Below are 17943 nucleotides of genomic sequence, written 5' to 3'. Positions count from 1 at the left end.
TCGTTTTCCGGTCGTCCCCAGCACGGAATGTGCTGATGCCGCGAGTCTAGGCGGGCGGTCTGACACTCCGGACTCCCGCCCCGTCACCGCAGGTCAGCGACGGGACGGGGGCGGACCGGAGCGGTGCCCCGGGCGGGAGAGGTTCCCGCCGCTCACCGTCCCGGCGACGCTCGGTGACGGCCGGTGGCGGACCTGGAGCGGCGACCCCGCGCCGGACGCGCCCCAGGGGTGTGTCCGGCGGATCAGGGTCGGACCGGCTGTCGCGGTCCCGGTCGGGATCCGCCGGGCGTGCCCTCGCCCGGTCGGCCGCGCACCGGATGCCGGGGGCGCTCCGGGCGGGCAGGGTGGCCAGCGCCAGCACGTCTCCCCCGACGTACCGATCCGCCGGACGAGCACCGGACGAGCAGACGAGGACCCGCCCATGTCCGTGACCGCTACCGCTCCCCGCCGCCGACGCCGTCTCGGCGCCGTCGCCGGGGTCTCGCTCCTCGCCCTCGCCGCCACCGGCTGCTCCGGACTCGGCCGGACCGCCGTGGGCCCCGTGACGTACACGACGGAACGCGACGCGGTGGTGCAGGTGAACAGCCCCTCGGTGCGAGGCTGCCACCGGATGGCCCCGGCGGGGGCCCACGAGGTGGAGAACGGGACGCTCGTCGACGTGATCCTGTACCGCACCCGTGACTGCACGGGGCGCGGGACGACGTACGTGCCGACCCGGTTCAGCGATGTGACCGCACCGGGCAGCGGGCCGTGGCGCAGCTACAGCTTCGTGCACTGACGGGCCGCGTGTGCCGACGGGCTCGGCCCACCGGAGGGCGGCGGCGGAACGGGGAGCGGCGCGCCGGGCCGGAGACAGCCCGTTCAGAGGACCGGGCGGGCCAGCAGCCAGGTGCCGTCGTCGGTGAGGACGCGTTCCACCCGGAGCCCGGCCGCCAGAAGATGCCCGGCGAGCTCCGCGTCGGACAGCTCGCGCGACAGGAACGTCTGCGTCCACCGGGCGTCGTCGTAGTGGTACTCCGCGCGCACCGAGCGCACACCGTCGCCCACCGGATCGGCGGAGACGATCCGGATCAGGCAGCCCGACGCGTCGGTCCGCTCCCACGGCAGCTCGGAGCGGTGTGCCACGCCCTCGCGCTGGATCAGGACGATCCCGTCGTCCCGTACGTGGGCGCGGCAGACGCGCAGCATCGCGTCGCGCACCCGGTGCTCGCCCGCGTGGACCAGGAACGAGCCGAGCAGCACCACGTCGAACCGCTCGCCGCCCAGATCCAGCGCCTCGATGGGGCTCCGCACCGTCCGCGCCCCGGCGATCCGCTCCAGCATCTCCGGCGACTCGTCCACCGCCGTCACCCGGAACCCGCGCTCCGCCAGCGGATGCGTCACCCGCCCCGCGCCGCAGCCCAGTTCGAGCAGGCTCGCCCCGGCGGGAGCCGCGCCCGCGATCACGTCCGGTTCGTCGCCCACGGCCAGCCGGCGGTACAGCTCGACCGCGCACCCGTCCGGCGTGATGGCCCCGGGGCCGGTCCCGGCGTACCCCTCACGTACCAGTGACTCGCTCATGAGAGACGAACGATCCGCCGCCGCCCCCGGTTCCACCGCCGCCCACCGGCTGCAACTCGCCGTCACCGCGGGTGGTCGCGCCCGTCCGCGCACCCGGCGGTTCCGGTCGCGTACGCCGCACCGCGCCGCGTCCTTCGCCGGGTGGGTCCATGCTGGGGAGTGAGGTGATCGCCATGCGTACCGGCAGTGAACCGACGACCGCCCGCAGTCCGCTGCGGATGCGGCTCTGGCTGAGCCTGTGGGGCACGGCCTGGGCCCTCTTCGGCCTGGTGGCCTTCGCGGTGAACGGCAGACCCGGCTGGGCGGCGGCGTGCGGGGTGGTGCTGCTGGTCGCGGTGACGGACCTCTGCGTGGTCACGTACCGGATGCGCCAGGGCTCGCGCTACCAGCCGGGCCGGGAGGTTCCGCCGTACGAGCCGGACCGCGGCGACCGGCGTCCGCGCGGGCCCTCGGGCTGACCGTGCCGGACCGCCGCCGCTCCCCGGCCCGCACGCCGGGGAGCGCGCCCCGGTCCGTTCAGGGCCGCTCGTCGAACTTCGCCGCGCGCAGGTACTCCGGCTTCGGGTCCAGCGCGGCCGCCAGGCGGAAGTGCCGGGTCGCCCGGACCGGGTTGCCGGAGCGTTCGAAGGTGCGGGCCAGCGCGAAGTGGGCGAACGCGTTGTCCGGTTCGCGCTCCAGGACCAGCTCGAACTCCAGCTCGGCCGGGCGCAGTTGGGCGGCGGCGAAGAAGGCGCGGGCGCGCAGCAGCCGGGCGGCGGTGTTCTCCGGGTGGGCGGCGATCACCGAGTCGAGGAGCTTGACGGCGCCCCGGGGGTCCCGGGCGTCGAGCAGTTGCTCGGCCGCGCGGAAGTCGATGACGTCGGTCTCCGGGTTCCTCTCGGGCACGGTTCCGTCCTTCCCGGTCCTCGGGTTCTCGGCCGCGCGCACCTCGCACGGGCCCCCACGCGCCGTCAACGTCCGCCCCGGCGTCGGTATTCCGGCGCCGGGGCTCTTCGTGTTCCGCCGGCCGCGCGCCGGGCGTCCCCCAGCGGTGCTCAGCGCGGGGCGGCGGCCCTGCGGACCAGTTCGTCCCAGACCGCGTCGACCTGCTCGACCAGCGCCTCGTGCGTGCCGTCGTTGTCCACGACCAGGTCGGCGACGGCGCGGCGCTCCTCTCGGGTCGCCTGGGCGGACATCCTGGCACGGGCGTCGGACTCCGTCATTCCGCGCAGCGTGACGAGCCGGTCGAGCTGGGTTTCGGCGGAGGCGTCGACGACCACGACCAGGTCGTAGAAGGGGGCGAGCCCGTTCTCGGTGAGGAGGGGTACGTCGTGGACGACGACGGCGTCCTCGGGAGCCGCCCGTTCCAGCTCGGCCGCGCGGGCGCCGACGAGGGGGTGGACGATCGCGTTCAGCGCGGCCCGCCGCTGGTCGTCGGCGAAGACGAGCGCGCCGAGCGCCGGGCGGTCCAGGGTCCCCTCCGCCGTCAGGATGTCCGGACCGAACTCCTCGACGACGGCCGCGAGTCCGGGTGTTCCGGGCTCGACGACCTCGCGGGCGATCCGGTCGGAGTCGATCAGGACGGCGCCGCGCTCGACGAGCAGCCGCGACACTTCGCTCTTGCCGGCGCCGATGCCACCGGTCAGACCCACTTTCAGCATGGGCCGCAGCCTACGGGCCGCCCGGGGGCGCTCAGCCCTCGCCCTCCCGTTCGGCGAGGAACCGCTCGAACTCGCGGCCGATCTCGTCGGCGGACGGCAGGTCGGCCGGTTCGGCGACCAGGTTGCCGCGGGTCTCGGAGCCGGCGACGGCGTCGTACTGGTGCTCAAGTCCTTCGACCAGGGAGACCAGTTCCTCGTCGCCCTGGCGGATCTGCCGGTCGATCTCGGTCTGGGTGCGGTGCGCTTCGGTGCGCAGGGTGTGCGCGAGGGCGGGCAGCACCAGGCCGGTCGCCGCGGTGATCGCCTCCAGCGCGGTGAGGGCGGCGTCCGGGTAGGCGGAGCGGGCCACGTAGTGCGGAACGTGGGTGGCGACCCCGAGGACGTCGTGGCCCGCCTCCATCAGCCGGTACTCCACGAGGGCCTCGGCCGATCCGGGCACCTGCGCCTCGTCGAAGGGGCTGCGGTGGCCCGGCATCAGGTCGGTGCGGTTGCCGTGCGGGGTGACGCCGACGGGACGGGTGTGCGGGACGCCCATCGGGATGCCGTGGAAGTTGACCGCGAGCCGGACGCCGAGGCGTTCGACGATCTCCTCGACGGCCGCGGCGAACCGCTCCCACTCCACGTCCGGCTCCGGGCCCGACAGCAGCAGGAAGGGCGCTCCCGTGGCGTCCTGGACCACCCTGACCTCCAGGGTCGGGGCCTCGAAGGCGGTCCAGCGGTCGCGGCGGAAGGTGAGCAGGGGGCGCCGTGCGCGGTAGTCGACGAGCCGGTCGTGGTCGAAGCGCGCGACGACCTGGTGCGGCAGCGTCTCGAGCAGGCCGTCGACGATCTGCTCGCCGGTCTCGCCCGCGTCGATGTAGCCGTCGAAGTGGTAGAGCATGACCAGGCCGGCCGACTCCTGTGCCAGCGCCATGTCGACGACGGCCAGGCCCTTCGGCTCCCATTCGTACAAACTCTGCGGATCAGGCACGGTTACCGCTCCTCCTCGTGTTCCTAGGCGAGAACGCGGCCGGCCGCACGGGCATTCCCCCTCGCCCGGACCTTTCCCGGCGGGAGCGGTTCACGGGCCGTCGGCCGCCCCCCGGTGCGGACGCTCCGCCGACGCCGGCCGTACGCCCATCCTGGTCCAGACCTTGACGGGTCCGGGCGCCGCCCCTACCGTCACGGAGCGTTCCGAAGAGCACGACGCTCCGCATCCCCACACATCCCCGCACGCGACCATCCGGCCGTGCCGGCACCCGCACGGGCACGCCCGCACACCCGCCCCCGGCCCTGCCACGCACGCACCGGCACACCCGCCCGCACGCTCCGGACGCAACTCCCCCGACGGGAAGGCCCCCCATGCGCACCCGCTCCCCCCTCACCGCCCTGCTCGCCGCCGCCCTCGCGGCGGGCGGTCTCACCGTGGTCTCGGCCGGCCCGGCGAACGCCGCCGTGATCGACGTGAGCACGGCCGCCCAGCTCAAGTCGGCGCTCACCACCGTCTCCCCCGGCGACACGATCCGGCTCGCCGACGGCACCTACACCGGGAACTTCAAGGCCACCCGTCCGGGTACCTCCGGGGCGCGGATCACCCTCACCGGCTCCGCCGGGGCGGTCCTGGCGGCGGGCGGCGGCTACGGGCTGCACCTGAACGGCGCCTCGTACTGGACGGTGCACGGGGTCACGGTCAGGGGCGGCCAGAAGGGGATCGTGACCGACGCGGCGAACGGGGTCGTGATCGACTCGGTGACCGTGCACGACCTGGACATGGAGGGCGTGCACTTCCGCGACTCCAGCAGGGACGGCGTCCTGAAGAACTCGCGGATCCACGACACCGGGCAGAACGGGCGCGGGATGGGCGAGGGCGTGTACGTCGGTTCGGCCGGCGACCTCTCCGACCGCAGCGACAACGCGCGGATCCTGAACAACACCATCGGCCCCGGCGTCGGCGGCGAGTCCGTCGACATCAAGGAGGGCACGACCGGGGCGCGGATCATCGGCAACACCTTCGACGGCGACGGGCTGACCGGCGCCAACTACGACGACTCCTGGGTCGACGTGAAGGGCAACGACGTCCTGGTGGAGGGCAACAAGGGCTCCCGCACCACCAACAACGGCTACGAGACCCACACCCAGCGGAGCGGCTGGGGCTGCGGCGCCGTCTTCCGGAACAACTCCTCGAACCTGACGGGCGCCACCGGCGACAAGCAGCTCGCCGTCAACGTCACCAACAGCGGCCCCGACTGCCGGACCACCGTGTACGCGAGCAACACCGTCACCGGCGGCAAGGGGCTGACCAACATCGCCGTCACCCCGTAGCGGCCCCGGCGAACGCGAGTGAGGCCCGCCCCCCGAAGGGAACGGGCCTCACCTACCGCTGTACAGCTACCGCAGCCGATCGGCCGCAGGGGTCAAAGCGTCAGCTCTGGCCGCCCGCGAGCTTCTCGCGCAGCGCGGCAAGGGCCTCGTCCGACGCCAGGGCGCCGGAGTTGTCCGCCGACTCCGAGGAGTAGGAGCCGCCGCCACCGCTGCCGCCGGAGGCGGCCGGAGCAGCGCCGGCCGGGGCGGCAGCGCCCTCGGCCGCGGCAGCCTCGTCGGCCTCGCGGGACTTGATGACCTGGGCCTGGTGCTGCTCGAAGCGCTGCTGCGCCTCGGCGTACTGGGTCTCCCAGACCTCGCGCTGCGCCTCGAAGCCCTCGAGCCAGTCGTTGGTCTCGGGGTCGAAGCCCTCGGGGTAGATGTAGTTGCCCTGGTCGTCGTAGGACGCGGCCATGCCGTACAGGGTCGGGTCGAACTCGACCGAGGCCGGGTCGCCACCGAAGGACTCGTTGGCCTGCTTCAGCGAGAGGCTGATGCGGCGGCGCTCGAGGTCGATGTCGATGACCTTGACGAAGATCTCGTCGTTGACCTGGACGACCTGCTCCGGGATCTCCACGTGGCGCTCGGCCAGCTCGGAGATGTGGACCAGACCCTCGATGCCCTCGTCGACGCGGACGAACGCACCGAACGGAACGAGCTTGGTGACCTTACCCGGGACGACCTGACCGATCTGGTGCGTACGGGCGAACTGCTGCCACGGGTCTTCCTGCGTCGCCTTGAGCGACAGGGAGACGCGCTCGCGGTCCATGTCGACGTCGAGGACCTCGACGGTGACTTCCTGACCGACCTCGACGACCTCGGAGGGGTGGTCGATGTGCTTCCAGGACAGCTCGGAGACGTGCACGAGACCGTCGACGCCGCCCAGGTCCACGAAGGCACCGAAGTTGACGATCGAGGAGACGACGCCGGAGCGGACCTGACCCTTCTGCAGGGTGGTGAGGAACGTCTGGCGCACCTCGGACTGGGTCTGCTCGAGCCAGGCGCGGCGGGACAGGACCACGTTGTTGCGGTTCTTGTCCAGCTCGATGATCTTCGCCTCGAGCTCCTTGCCCACGTAGGGCTGGAGGTCGCGGACACGACGCATCTCGACGAGCGACGCCGGGAGGAAGCCGCGGAGGCCGATGTCGAGGATGAGACCACCCTTGACGACCTCGATGACGGTACCGGTGACGATGCCGTCCTCTTCCTTGATCTTCTCGATGGTGCCCCAGGCACGCTCGTACTGAGCGCGCTTCTTCGAGAGGATCAGGCGGCCTTCCTTGTCCTCCTTCTGGAGAACCAGGGCCTCGATCTCGTCGCCGACCTTGACGACCTCGTTCGGGTCGACGTCGTGCTTGATCGAGAGCTCGCGGCTCGGGATGACACCTTCGGTCTTGTAACCGATGTCGAGGAGAACCTCGTCCCGGTCAACCTTGACGATGACACCGTCAACGATGTCGCCGTCGTTGAAGTACTTGATCGTCTCGTCGATCGCCGCGAGGAACGCGTCCGCGTCGCCGATGTCGTTGACCGCAACCTGCGGAGTGGTGGCGGTGGTCTCGGTGCTGCTCGTCATGTGGGAAAGGGCTCCGGTACGGACAGAGAGTCGTAGGTAATGCCACGCCGAAAGCCCGTATCGCCTCTGCAGAAGCCGGACAGCCTGGAAAGCGCGCAATCCGTTTCCGGAGAGACGCCTCGACAACCGAGGGGACATGCAACAGACGCGAGCGCGGCCTGCTAGGTCTGAAGCGCGCAGGCTCGCAGCGCAACTTGTAGCATACGGGGGCAGCCGGACAGGGTCAATGCGCGAAGGCGCACACCCGGGGCGGAACGCCCCATTCCCGGCACAACTCCTGTTCCCCGGGGCCTCGTCGGTCCCGGAACACCACGGCACGGCACCCCGGACGCGGGCCCCTACCCGGGAGTACACCCCTGGTATGTACCGCGTGCGGCGGGTGAAGGCAAACTACAACGGCGGGCACGATGAGCCAAGAGATCCACCGCACCCACTCCGCGGAAGCGGCCGACGACGCCGGGGCGGAGGCCACCCGCCGCCCCGCCGACGAGGCGGAGAGCAGCCGGGCCAGCCGGGGCTGGTGGGACCGGAACGCCGACGAGTACCAGAGCGATCACGGCGGGTTCCTGGGGGACGACCGCTTCGTCTGGGGCCCGGAGGGGCTGGACGAGGCGGAGGCCGCCCTGCTGGGGCCGGCCGACGGCCTGGCGGGCCTCGACGTCCTGGAGATCGGGGCCGGGGCCGCCCAGTGCTCGCGCTGGCTGGCCTCGCGGGGCGCCCGCCCGGTCGCCCTCGACCTCTCGCACCGCCAGCTCCAGCACGCGCTGCGGATCGGCGGCGACGTGCCCCTGGTGGAGGCCGACGCGGGCCGGCTCCCGTTCCGCGACGGCTCCTTCGACCTGGCCTGCTCCGCGTACGGGGCTGTCCCGTTCGTCGCCGACCCCGTGCGGGTCTTCCGCGAGGTGCGCCGGGTGCTGCGGTCGGGCGGGCGCTGGGTGTTCTCCGTGACGCATCCGATCCGCTGGGCGTTCCCGGACGAGCCGGGGCCCGAGGGCCTGTCCGTCGCCGCCTCCTACTTCGACCGCGTCCCCTACGTCGAGCAGGACGAGAGCGGCACGGCCGTCTATGTGGAACATCACCGCACGCTCGGCGACCGGGTCCGTGACGTGGTGGCGGGCGGCTTCCGGCTGGTCGACCTGGTCGAACCGGAATGGCCCGCCTGGAACGACCAGGAGTGGGGCGGCTGGTCCCCGCTGCGCGGCAACCTGATCCCGGGCACGGCGATCTTCGTGTGCGAGCGGGACTGACCGCCCGGACCGCGTCCGCCCCGTACGACACTGGGGGCGTGATCCGTACCGAAGCCCTGGACCGCCTGCCCGTCCGCACCGCCGTGCCCGCCCTGGCGCGCGCGCTCGACGATCGGGGCGTCGCCGTCCTGTGCACCCCGCCCGGCACCGGCAAGACGACGCTCGTGCCGCTGGTGCTGGCGGGGCTGAGCGGTCGCGGCCCGGTGCGCCGGGTGCTGGTGGCCGAGCCGCGCCGGATCGCCGCGCGGGCGGCGGCGCGGCGGATGGCCTGGCTGCTGGGCGAGCGCCCGGGCGAGCGGGTCGGTTTCACGGTGCGCGGCGAGCGCGCGGTGGGGCGGGGCACGGTGGTGGAGGTCGTGACCACCGGGGTGCTGCTCCAGCGGCTCCAGCGGGACCAGGAGCTGGCCGGGGTCGACGTGGTGATCATCGACGAGTGCCACGAGCGGCACCTGGACGCGGACACGGTGGCCGCCTTCCTCCTCGACGTACGGGAGGCGATCCGGCCCGATCTGCGGCTGGTGGCGGCGTCGGCGACGACGGACGCGGAGGGCTGGGCACGGCTGCTGGGCGACGCCCCGGTCGTCGAGGCCGAGGGCGTCGCGTACCCGGTGGAGGTCGTGTGGGCGCCGCCCGTGCGGCCGGTGGGGCCGCCGCACGGGATGAGAGTCGATCCGGCGCTGCTGGCGCATGTGGCGGCGACCGTGCGGCGGGCGCTCGCGGAGCGGGAGGGCGACGTGCTCTGCTTCCTGCCCGGCGTCGGGGAGATCGGCAGGGTGGCCGGGCAGCTCACCGGGCTGGACGCCGAGGTCCTCCAGGTGCACGGGCGCGCCCCGGCGGCCGTGCAGGACGCGGTGCTGGCCGGGTCCGCCGAGGGGCGGCGCCGGGTGGTGCTGGCGACCTCGGTGGCGGAGTCGTCCCTGACGGTGCCGGGCGTCCGGGTCGTCGTGGACGCGGGTCTGGCGCGGGAGCCGCGTACCGACCATGCCCGGGGGCTGAGCGCCCTGACGACCGTGCGGGCCTCGCGGGCGGCCGGGCGGCAGCGCGCCGGCCGGGCGGGGCGGGAGGCGCCGGGGACCGTGTACCGGTGCTGGGACGAGGCCGAGGACGGGCGGCTGGCGCGCTTCCCGGCCCCGGAGATCAAGGTGGCCGACCTCGCCGCGTTCGCGCTCCAGGCGGCGTGCTGGGGTGATCCGGACGCCTCCTCGCTGGCCCTGCTGGACCCGCCGCCCGCCGGGGCGATGGGCGCGGCCCGGGAGGTGCTGGCGGCGGTCGGCGCGGTGGACGCGGACGGCCGGGCCACACCGCGCGGCGTACGGATGTCCCGGCTGGGGCTGCACCCCCGGCTGGCGCGGGCCCTGCTGGACGGGGCGGCGGAGCTCGGGGCGCGGCGGGCCGCGGAGGTGGTGGCGCTGCTCAGCGAGGAGCCGCCGAGGGAGTACGGGGACGATCTCGCGGCGGCGCTGCGGGCGGCCCGCCGGGGTCAGGACGGGTACGCGGGGCGCTGGAAGCAGGAGGTGCGCCGGCTCTCCGCCCAGGTGGACGGCGGGGGCGCCGGGGAGGCCGGCGGCGGGGGACGCTCCGACGACGCGGCGGTCGGGCTCGTCGCCGCGCTGGCGTTCCCCGAGCGGGTGGCGCGGGCCCGGGGCGACGGGGCGTTCCTGATGGTGTCGGGTACGGGCGCGGAGCTGCGGGAGGGGTCGCGGCTGCGCAGTGCGCCCTGGCTGGCCGTGGCGGTCGCGGACCGGCCCTCCCACGCGGCGTCGGCGCGGGTGCGGCTGGCGGCGGTGGTCGACGAGGAGACCGCGCTGGCGGCCGCCGGGCGGCTGCGGGTGCGGGGCGAGGAGGTCCGCTGGACGGACGGCGACGTGGTGGCCCGGTCGGTGGACCGGCTGGGCGCGGTGGAGCTGGCGGTACGGCCGTTGAAGCAGCCGGACACCGGGCTGGTGCGCGGGGCGCTGGTGGAGGGGCTGCGGCGCGAGGGGCTCGGGCTGCTGCGCTGGAGCCGGGACGCGGAGCAGTCGCGGGCGCGGCTGGCGTTCCTGCACCGGGTGCTGGGGGCGCCGTGGCCGGACGTGTCGGACGGGGCGCTGCTCGCGGACCCGGACGCGTGGCTGGAGCCGGAGCTGTCGCGGGCGCGGCGGCGCTCGGATCTGGGGCGGCTGGACGCGGGGCAGGCGCTGCGGCGGCTGCTCCCGTGGGCGACGGGTGAGGCGGCCCGGCTGGACGAGCTGGCGCCGGAGCGGATCGAGGTGCCGAGCGGGTCCCGGATCCGGGTGGAGTACGGCGGGGAGCAGCCCGTCCTCGCGGTGAAGCTCCAGGAGGTGTTCGGGCTGGCCGAGACGCCCCGGGTGGCCGGGGTGCCGGTCCTGGTGCACCTCCTCTCCCCCGCCGGGCGCCCGGCGGCCGTCACCGCCGATCTGGCATCGTTCTGGCGGGAGGGCTACCGGGCGGTGCGGGCGGAGCTGCGCGGCCGCTATCCGAAGCATCCGTGGCCGGAGGACCCCGCGACCGTACCGGCGACGCGGTTCACGACGGCCCGGCTCAAGCGGTCGTAGGGCCTCGCGGCGGGCGCGTCCGGGCCTCCAGCCACAGGGCGAGCGCGAGCAGTCCGGCGCCGAGGCCGAGGAATCCCCAGGGCAGGTACGAGGTGAGGAGGAGGACCAGGACGCGCTGGGACTTCACCAGCTCGACGGTGTCCTCGATGTAGTCCTCGCGCATCTTCACATGGCCGGAGAACGCGGTGACGGTGTCCTCGGACATGCCCATCTTCCTGGCGTCGCGCAGTTCCTCCCGGTGGATCTCCTCGCCGTTGACGGGGGCTCCGGTGACCGGGTCGACCCAGAACATGCGCTGGGTGGTGTACCAGCGGGTCATGCCGGTCCGCGCGATCTGCTCGGGGGTGATGCCCTCGACGGGCATCTTCTTCGGCAGGGGGACCTTGGTCCAGGGGACGGTCTGCTCGAAGTAGTAGACCTCCAGCCCGCGGAAGGTGCGGGTGCCCCGGTAGTGGATGGGGGCGGTGGTGCGGGTCTGGGCGTCGAAGTAGGCGTAGTCCCGTTTCTCGGTGAGGAAGGGCCACTTGAACTCGATGCCCTCGCGGCGGACCGGGTCGCCGTCGACCATCTCGCCGGTGGCGTTGACGGGGGCCTGGGTGTGGGCGTCGAAGATGTAGCGCTCGGGGATGGCGGAGACCTTCTCGCCGTCGGGGCCCTCGATGTAGGAGAGCGCGTCCCAGACGACGACGTCGCGTCCGGCGCTGCGTTCGATCTTCTCGGACTCCTCCACGTTGCCCTTGAGCGTCTGGACGATGGTGACCTTCTCGACCTCCTTCGCCTTCAGGGTGGTGTAGTCGAGGAGGGTGGCGGGGGACGCCTCCAGGACGACTTCCTGGTACTGGTTCGGCGGGACCTTGGCCAGGCGCGGGAAGGCGTACCAGCGCAGCAGCGGTGACAGCGCGGCGAAGAAGACGGCGAAGGCCAGGAGTACGAGACCGGCTCGGCGGCGCATGGTGGGGGTCCTCTCCCTCCGCGGTGTCACCTCTTGGGGCCCGGGACCGTGGTGAGCAGGGGTTTCGGGGAGGTCTCCCCCGGCGGTGCGCCGACGGCGGAGACGGTGAGCACGAGGGCGAGGGCGGCGGCCAGCCCGATGGCGGCGGCGACGAGGGCGCGCATGCTGGGGCCTCCCGGGGCGGTGGTCCGGCGACGGCGCCGCGAGCTGACGGGCCGCCAGGGCGGGGGCACCGTAGCAACCCGGGCGCGAGATGAGAACACCGGCGGCCGGGGCACGGCGCACAGCCCCCCGGCCGGGTGGCCGGGGGGCTGTGCGATCGCCGTGCGGTGGCGGGGCGGTGGGCCCGGGGTCAGGGCTTGACGGCCTGGGGAGTCCCCGTCGCCTTCGGGGTCTTGGGGGACGCCGGCTCCTCCGGTGCGGTCTCCGCCGGCGCCTTGACGGTGAGTTCGACGACGACCGAGCCGCCGCCCTCGGTGGTGAGGCGCAGCAGGTAGGTGCCCGCTTCGCCGTCCGCGTGGATGTCCGGGAGGCGCAGCTTCCCGTCGGCGTCCGTGGTCAGCCCGGTGAGGGTGCGGACGGGCTTGCCCGCCTCGTCCTCGAAGTACGGGCCCTTGTCGTTGTCGATGACGCCGAGGCGGTCCTTGACCATGGTGGCGGTGACGGCCACGCCGGGCGCGGCGGCGTCCTTGTAGGTGGCCCTGACGGTGACGGCGTCCGTGAACTTCTCGCCGGAGACGGCGACGAGTTCCTTGTCGTCGGTGCGGGCGATGGCGTCGGCCTGGCGGGCGGTGACGGTCGCCGCGTAGGTCAGGGTGCGCGGCCGGCCGATGCCGGCGGTGGCGGTCACGGTGAACTCCCCGGCCTTCTCGCCCGCCCGGAGCTCCGGCGCGGTGGCGGTGCCGTCGGCCCCGGTCCGTACCACGACGGTCTTCTTGCCGCCGGCGAAGAGCGTGCCGGTGTCGCCGGTGACGGTGAAGGTGACGGGCGCCTTGGCCAGCGGGGCGCCGAGCGCGTTGCGGGCGCGGACGGAGACCCGCTCGTCGAACGATGCGCCCGCGGTGGCGCGCAGCGGTCCGGTGCCCGCGTTCTCCAGGGAGCCGAACGTCTCGGCCGGCGGCGTCGGCTCGCCGGTGGGCGGGGTGGGCGGCTTCGGGGTCGGGGTCGGGCTGGTGGAGCCTCCGCCGGGCTTCGAGGGGCTCGGGCTCGGCTTGCCGCCCGGCTTGGACGGGGAGGGCTTCGGGCTCGGCGTCACGCTCGGACCGGAGCCCGGACGCGGACCCGGGAGGGTGGGGAGGGGCGTGCTCGGGGTGGTGGGCAGCGTGCCGGCGCCGTCGGGGACCTCGTGCGTACCGCGCTGGTAGTAGGAGAACCAGGAGCGGACCGTGTTCAGGTACTCCGTGGACCGGTTGTAGCTCAGCACAGCCTTGTCGAGGTCGGCGGAGACGGCCAGGTCGCGGTCGTTGGCGCAGAGGTAGCGGCCGGCGGCGAGCGCCGCGTCGTAGATGTTGTTGGGGTCCTTGCGGCCGTCGCCGTTGGCGTCCTGGCCCCAGGAGGCCCAGGTCGACGGGATGAACTGCATGGGGCCGACGGCACGGTCGTGGACCGCGTCCCCGTCGTAGGCGCCGCCGTCGGTGTCCTTGATCAGCGCGAAGCCCTGGCCGTTGAGGGCCGGGCCGAGGATGCGGGGGCTCGCGGTGCCGTCGGCGTCGACGCGCCCGCCGCGGGCCTGCCCGGACTCGACCTTGCCGATCGCCGCGAGGAGTTGCCAGGGCAGCCGGCACGTGGGGTCGGTGGTCGCGACGGTCCGCTCGGCCTGCTTGTACGCGGCGAGGATCGTCGCCGGAATGCCCGCCTCCGCACGGCCTGCCGCCGGGAGGTTGCTGGACGAACCGGGCCTGTCGGGCGTGACCAGGGGCGGAAGGTCGGTGTAGTAGGGCGAGTTGCCGGTCGCCGCGCCGTCGTTCCCGGCGCTCGCGGTGTCCTCCCCGGCGGCCTGCGGGTCACCGCCGGCCGACCCCTCGGACAGGGTCGCCGCGGGCGCCTGCGAGGCCGCGAGCGCCGCCACGGCGGCCGCCGCCACCGCGGTGGTCGTGGCTCCCCTGCGCAGACGTCGGCGCATGTGCGCTGCCATACGTTCCGGTCCCTCCCCCTCGAAGGCTGCTCGCGCTCCCCAGCGCGAGGACTTCAGCGACCCTACGACACCTCGTGTCACCGGGGCACCGCACCCTGACCGCTTCTTACTGTTTTTTCACGTTCGGGGCCCTACGTTGTCCGCCCGGCCACGGAAGGGTGCCCGAACGGTCCCCCATACTTGCCGCCATGCCGTTCACGCTCAGCCACGCCGCCGCCGTGCTCCCGGCGATCCGCCGTAACGGGACCGCCCGTTGGGCGCTGCTCCCGTCGGCGCTCGTCGCCGGTTCGTTCGCGCCGGACGTCACCTACTTCGCGGACACGGTGGTCCCCGGGGCGATGGAGTTCGGGGCGTTCACCCACACCGCCGTCGGCGTCGTCACGGTGAACGTGGCGATCGCCGCGGCCCTGGTCGCCGTCTGGGCGCTGCTGCGGGAGCCGCTGGTCGCACTGTTGCCGGCAGACGTACGGGGCCGCGTCCACGCGTTCGTCCGGGGTCAGCGGTGGACACGGGAATCGTTCGGGCCGTCCGCGTGGGCGCGGTTCGCGGCCTCGGCGGCGCTGGGCGCGGCCACGCACGTGGTGTGGGACGCGTTCACCCACCACAGCCGGTGGGGCACGGAGTCGCTGCCGGTACTGAACCGCGCCGTCGGCGGCTTCCCGGGGTACCAGCTCGCCCAGTACGGCAGTTCGGCGCTCGCCCTCGTGGTCATCGGCTGGTTCGCCGCCACCGGGCTGCGGCGGACCGCACCCCTCCCCGCGCCCGCGGAGGTGCCGGTGCTCGGCCGCCGGGAGCGGTGGGGCGCGCTCGGACTGCTGGCGGTGTGCCTCCTGGCCGGCGTCGCCCACCGGTGCCTGCGCTGGTACGCCCACTTCGGCCGGGTGGAGAGCCCGCTCGACATCGTCCCCACGGCCTGCTTCGGCGCGGGCGCGGGGCTGGCGGCCGGACTGCTCCTGTACGGGGCGGGGATGCGGCTGCGGCGCGGGACGCGGGGGTCCGGACGCCCCGGGCCCCTACCGGAGGAGGAGCCCCGGACGAAGGCCCCGGCCGGCCGGGGGTAGCCGCACACGAACGGGGGCCCGGAACCGGGACGCGGTTCCGGGCCCCCGTGACCTGCGGGACGGGCCCGTTCAGTGCGCGGCCGACTCCCAGTCCGTGCCGACGCCGACCGACACATCGAGCGGGGCGCGCAGCTTGACCGCGTTCGCCATCTCGTGGCGCACGATCTCCTCCACCCGCTTCCGCTCGCCCTTCGCGATCTCCAGGACGATTTCGTCGTGGACCTGGAGCAGCATCCGCGAGGTCAGCTCCGCCTCCCGCAGCGCCTTGTCCACCCGCAGCATCGCCACCTTCACGATGTCGGCGGCCGTGCCCTGGATCGGGGCGTTCAACGCCATCCGCTCGGCGGCCTCACGACGCTGGCGGTTGTCGCTGTTCAGATCGGGGAGGTAGCGGCGGCGGCCGAGGATCGTCTCCGTGTAACCGGTGGCCCTGGCCTCCTCCACGACCCGGTGCAGATAGTCCCGCACCCCGCCGAACCGCTCGAAGTAGGTGTCCATCAGCACCCGGGCCTCCGCCGGGTCGATGTTCAGCTGCTGGGAGAGACCGAACGCGGAGAGCCCGTACGCCAGACCGTAGGACATGGCCTTGATCTTGCGGCGCATCTCCGCGTCGACCGCGTCCTTCCCGACGCCGAAGACCTGCGAGGCGACCGTGGTGTGCAGGTCCTCGCCGGAGGTGAACGCCTCGATCAGACCGGCGTCCTCGGACAGGTGCGCCATCACCCGCAGCTCGATCTGGCTGTAGTCCGCCGTCATCAGTGTCTCGAAGCCCTCACCGACGACGAAGCCCCGGCGGATCGCCCGGCCCTCGTCGGTACGGACCGGGATGTTCTGCAGATTCGGGTCGGTGGAGGAGAGCCGCCCCGTCGCCGCCACCGTCTGGTTGAACGTGGTGTGGATGCGCCCGTCCTCGGCGATCGTCTTGATCAGCCCCTCGACGGTGACCCGCAGCTTCGCCTGCTCACGGTGGCGCAGCATCAGGACCGGCAGCTCGTGCTCGGTCTGCGCCGCCAGCCACGCCAGCGCGTCCGCGTCCGTCGTGTAACCGGTCTTGGTCTTCTTCGTCTTCGGCAGACCCAGCTCACCGAAGAGGATCTCCTGGAGCTGCTTGGGCGAACCGAGGTTGAACTCGCGGCCGACCGCCGCGTGCGCCTCCTTCACCGCCTGCTGCACCGTCCCGGCGAACTGCTGCTCCATCGACTCCAGATGGGCCCGGTCCGCGGCGATCCCGTGCCGCTCCAGCCGGGCCAGGAGGATCGACGTCGGCAGCTCCATGTCGTGCAGCAGCTCCGCCGCGCCCACCTCCTGCAACCGGGTCGTGAACGCCTCGCCCAGATCGAGCACCGCACGGGCCTGCGCCATCAGGGCGTCCTGCTCGGCCCGGTCGTCCGCGCCGAACGCGAGCTGCCCGTCGGACGCGGCCGCCGGCGCCAGCTCACGACCCAGGTACTCCACGGCCAGCGCGTCCAGGGCGAAGGAGCGCCGCCCCGGCTTCACCAGATACGCGGCGAGCGCCGTGTCCATCGTGACGCCTTCGAGCCGCCAGCCCATCTCCGGGAAGACCCGCATCACGTTCTTCGCGTTGTGCAGCACCTTCGGCCGGGACCCGTCCGCGACCCAGGCGGCGAACGCCCGCCCGTCGGCCTCGTCCAGCTGCGTCGGGTCCAGCCAGGCGGCCGACCCGTCCGCGGCGCCGAGCGCCACCTCGGTGACCGTCCCGGCCCCCAGCGACCACGTGTCGACCGTCATGACGCCGAGCGGCTGCGCCCCGTGCTCCTCCAGCCACGGCCCGACCTCGCCGGAACCGAGCACCGCCCCGTCCAGCTCGATCCCGGCCGCCGGCGCCGGCGGCTCGGCCTCCGCCGCCCCCGGGTCCACGGCGAGCAGCCGCTCCCGCAGGCTCGGATTGCGGATCTCCAGTATGTCGAGGATGCCCGTGACCGCCGTACGGTCGTACGGAGCGCGCTCCAGCTCCACCGGAGTCTTCGGCAGCTCCACGTCCCGGACCATCTCGGTCAGCACCCGGTTCATCTTCACCGCGTCCAGGTGGTCCCGGAGATTCTGCCCGGCCACACCCTTGACCTCGTCGGCCCGCGCGATCAGCTCGTCGAACGTACCGAACTGGTTGATCCACTTCGCGGCCGTCTTCTCCCCGACCTTCGGGATGCTCGGCAGATTGTCCGACGGGTCGCCGCGCAGGGCCGCGAAGTCCGGATACTGCCGCGGAGTGAGCCCGTACTTCTCGACGACCTTCTCCGGCGTGAACCGGGTCAGCTCGGAGACCCCCTTCGTGGGGTACAGCACGGTCACGTTGTCCGTGATCAACTGGAAGGAGTCCCGGTCGCCGGTGACGATCAGCACCTCGAACCCGGCCTCCTCCGCCTGGGTCGCCAGCGTCGCGATGACGTCGTCCGCCTCGAACCCGTCCACCGCGAACCGGTCCGCGTTCATCGCGTCCAGCAGCTCCCCGATCAGCTCCACCTGCCCCTTGAACTCGTCGGGGGTCTTGGAACGGTTCGCCTTGTACTCCGGGAACTCCTCGGACCGCCACGTCTTGCGGGACACGTCGAACGCGACCGCGAAATGCGTGGGCGCCTCATCACGCAACGTGTTCGCCAGCATCGACATGAAGCCGTACACGGCGTTCGTCGGCTGGCCCACCGCCGTCGTGAAATTCTCCGCGGGCAGGGCGAAGAACGCCCGGTACGCCAGGGAGTGCCCGTCCATGAGGAGCAGGCGCGGTCGGTTGTCTGCCGTCTTCTTCGATGCCGTCTCAGCCACGCCCCCGATCCTGCCACGGCCCACCGACAATCCGGGCCTCCACCGCCTCGCCCAGCCGTGACAGGATCGATGGACAGGACACAGACCCGAGGAAGAA

15 protein-coding genes are annotated in these 17943 nt (G+C 73.4%); 6 read left to right on the top strand and 9 right to left on the bottom strand.

What is annotated here, in order from left to right; genetic code table 11:
• Positions 1 to 421: 421 nt before the first annotated feature.
• Positions 422 to 778: a hypothetical protein gene (locus tag IF19_RS0131135; RefSeq protein ID WP_030114419.1), complete on the top strand. Its 357-nt coding sequence runs from the start codon at positions 422 to 424 to the stop codon at positions 776 to 778.
• Positions 779 to 861: 83 nt separating this feature from the next.
• Here the strand turns inward: IF19_RS0131135 and IF19_RS0131130 are convergent, their stop codons facing one another.
• A complete protein-coding gene (locus IF19_RS0131130; RefSeq protein ID WP_030114418.1) occupies positions 862 to 1560 on the bottom strand; it encodes a class I SAM-dependent methyltransferase in 699 nt (232 codons plus the stop codon).
• A gap of 149 nt (positions 1561 to 1709) precedes the next feature.
• Here IF19_RS0131130 and IF19_RS0131125 point away from each other — a divergent pair, with 149 nt between their 5' ends.
• Positions 1710 to 2018 (top strand): DUF6343 family protein, encoded by a 309-nt coding sequence (locus tag IF19_RS0131125; protein ID WP_030114417.1) that lies wholly within the window; start codon positions 1710 to 1712, stop codon positions 2016 to 2018.
• A gap of 58 nt (positions 2019 to 2076) precedes the next feature.
• Here IF19_RS0131125 and IF19_RS0131120 read toward each other — a convergent pair whose 3' ends face one another.
• From IF19_RS0131120 to IF19_RS0131110, 3 genes are all read right to left on the bottom strand, one after another.
• Entirely contained in the window at positions 2077 to 2445 is a 369-nt protein-coding gene (locus IF19_RS0131120) for a tetratricopeptide repeat protein (protein ID WP_030114416.1), read from the bottom strand.
• A 149-nt stretch (positions 2446 to 2594) separates the two neighbouring features.
• Complete coding sequence (gene coaE / locus IF19_RS0131115; protein ID WP_030114415.1) at positions 2595 to 3200, bottom strand: dephospho-CoA kinase; 606 nt, start codon at positions 3198 to 3200, stop codon at positions 2595 to 2597.
• Positions 3201 to 3231: 31 nt separating this feature from the next.
• A complete protein-coding gene (locus tag IF19_RS0131110) occupies positions 3232 to 4170 on the bottom strand; it encodes a PAC2 family protein (protein WP_030114414.1) in 939 nt (312 codons plus the stop codon).
• Positions 4171 to 4541: 371 nt separating this feature from the next.
• Between IF19_RS0131110 and IF19_RS0131105 the strand changes: the two genes are divergently transcribed.
• Entirely contained in the window at positions 4542 to 5501 is a 960-nt protein-coding gene (locus IF19_RS0131105; protein WP_030114413.1) for a right-handed parallel beta-helix repeat-containing protein, read from the top strand.
• 100 nt (positions 5502 to 5601) lie between these two features.
• Here IF19_RS0131105 and rpsA read toward each other — a convergent pair whose 3' ends face one another.
• Entirely contained in the window at positions 5602 to 7116 is a 1515-nt protein-coding gene (gene rpsA / locus IF19_RS0131100) for a 30S ribosomal protein S1 (RefSeq protein ID WP_006123726.1), read from the bottom strand.
• Between the two features lie 407 nt (positions 7117 to 7523).
• Between rpsA and IF19_RS0131095 the strand changes: the two genes are divergently transcribed.
• Positions 7524 to 8363 carry a class I SAM-dependent methyltransferase gene (locus IF19_RS0131095; RefSeq protein WP_030114412.1) on the top strand — a complete coding sequence of 280 codons (840 nt, stop codon included), beginning with the start codon at positions 7524 to 7526 and terminating at the stop codon, positions 8361 to 8363.
• A 38-nt stretch (positions 8364 to 8401) separates the two neighbouring features.
• Positions 8402 to 10918, top strand: coding sequence for an ATP-dependent helicase HrpB (gene hrpB, locus IF19_RS0131090; RefSeq protein ID WP_030114411.1), 2517 nt, complete (start codon positions 8402 to 8404; stop codon positions 10916 to 10918).
• On the opposite strand, the gene pgfA is transcribed toward hrpB, so the two are convergent.
• From pgfA to IF19_RS0131075, 3 genes are all read right to left on the bottom strand, one after another.
• Positions 10905 to 11870, bottom strand: a complete 966-nt coding sequence (pgfA, locus tag IF19_RS0131085; protein ID WP_030114410.1) for a cell envelope lipid trafficking protein PgfA — start codon at positions 11868 to 11870, stop codon at positions 10905 to 10907. The genes hrpB and pgfA overlap by 14 nt on opposite strands.
• A gap of 26 nt (positions 11871 to 11896) precedes the next feature.
• Positions 11897 to 12034 carry an SPW_0924 family protein gene (locus tag IF19_RS1000000137270; protein ID WP_106973626.1) on the bottom strand — a complete coding sequence of 46 codons (138 nt, stop codon included), beginning with the start codon at positions 12032 to 12034 and terminating at the stop codon, positions 11897 to 11899.
• Positions 12035 to 12222: 188 nt separating this feature from the next.
• Positions 12223 to 14004: a lytic transglycosylase domain-containing protein gene (locus IF19_RS0131075; protein ID WP_030277853.1), complete on the bottom strand. Its 1782-nt coding sequence runs from the start codon at positions 14002 to 14004 to the stop codon at positions 12223 to 12225.
• 188 nt (positions 14005 to 14192) lie between these two features.
• Between IF19_RS0131075 and IF19_RS0131070 the strand changes: the two genes are divergently transcribed.
• Entirely contained in the window at positions 14193 to 15065 is an 873-nt protein-coding gene (locus IF19_RS0131070) for a DUF4184 family protein (RefSeq protein WP_030114408.1), read from the top strand.
• A 69-nt stretch (positions 15066 to 15134) separates the two neighbouring features.
• Here the strand turns inward: IF19_RS0131070 and polA are convergent, their stop codons facing one another.
• Positions 15135 to 17846: a DNA polymerase I gene (gene polA, locus IF19_RS0131065; protein ID WP_030277852.1), complete on the bottom strand. Its 2712-nt coding sequence runs from the start codon at positions 17844 to 17846 to the stop codon at positions 15135 to 15137.
• Between the last annotated feature and the right edge of the window lie 97 nt (positions 17847 to 17943).

The organism is Streptomyces californicus (assembly GCF_000717645.1).
In the GTDB taxonomy this organism is placed as follows: Bacteria; Actinomycetota; Actinomycetes; order Streptomycetales; family Streptomycetaceae; genus Streptomyces; species Streptomyces californicus.
Note: the sequence above shows the minus strand (reverse complement) of the source record. Positions and strands in the feature narration are given on the sequence as shown.

What these genes read in the sequence shown, in the direction of transcription:
- rpsA (WP_006123726.1), bottom strand. Translation starts at nt 7,116, where the DNA reads ATGACGAGCAGCACCGAGACCACCGCCACCACTCCGCAGGTTGCGGTC.
- IF19_RS0131135 (WP_030114419.1), top strand. Translation starts at nt 422, where the DNA reads ATGTCCGTGACCGCTACCGCTCCCCGCCGCCGACGCCGTCTCGGCGCC.
- IF19_RS1000000137270 (WP_106973626.1), bottom strand. Translation starts at nt 12,034, where the DNA reads ATGCGCGCCCTCGTCGCCGCCGCCATCGGGCTGGCCGCCGCCCTCGCC.
- coaE (WP_030114415.1), bottom strand. Translation starts at nt 3,200, where the DNA reads ATGCTGAAAGTGGGTCTGACCGGTGGCATCGGCGCCGGCAAGAGCGAA.
- IF19_RS0131075 (WP_030277853.1), bottom strand. Translation starts at nt 14,004, where the DNA reads ATGGCAGCGCACATGCGCCGACGTCTGCGCAGGGGAGCCACGACCACC.
- IF19_RS0131125 (WP_030114417.1), top strand. Translation starts at nt 1,710, where the DNA reads ATGCTGGGGAGTGAGGTGATCGCCATGCGTACCGGCAGTGAACCGACG.
- IF19_RS0131105 (WP_030114413.1), top strand. Translation starts at nt 4,542, where the DNA reads ATGCGCACCCGCTCCCCCCTCACCGCCCTGCTCGCCGCCGCCCTCGCG.
- pgfA (WP_030114410.1), bottom strand. Translation starts at nt 11,870, where the DNA reads ATGCGCCGCCGAGCCGGTCTCGTACTCCTGGCCTTCGCCGTCTTCTTC.
- IF19_RS0131070 (WP_030114408.1), top strand. Translation starts at nt 14,193, where the DNA reads ATGCCGTTCACGCTCAGCCACGCCGCCGCCGTGCTCCCGGCGATCCGC.
- IF19_RS0131095 (WP_030114412.1), top strand. Translation starts at nt 7,524, where the DNA reads ATGAGCCAAGAGATCCACCGCACCCACTCCGCGGAAGCGGCCGACGAC.
- IF19_RS0131130 (WP_030114418.1), bottom strand. Translation starts at nt 1,560, where the DNA reads ATGAGCGAGTCACTGGTACGTGAGGGGTACGCCGGGACCGGCCCCGGG.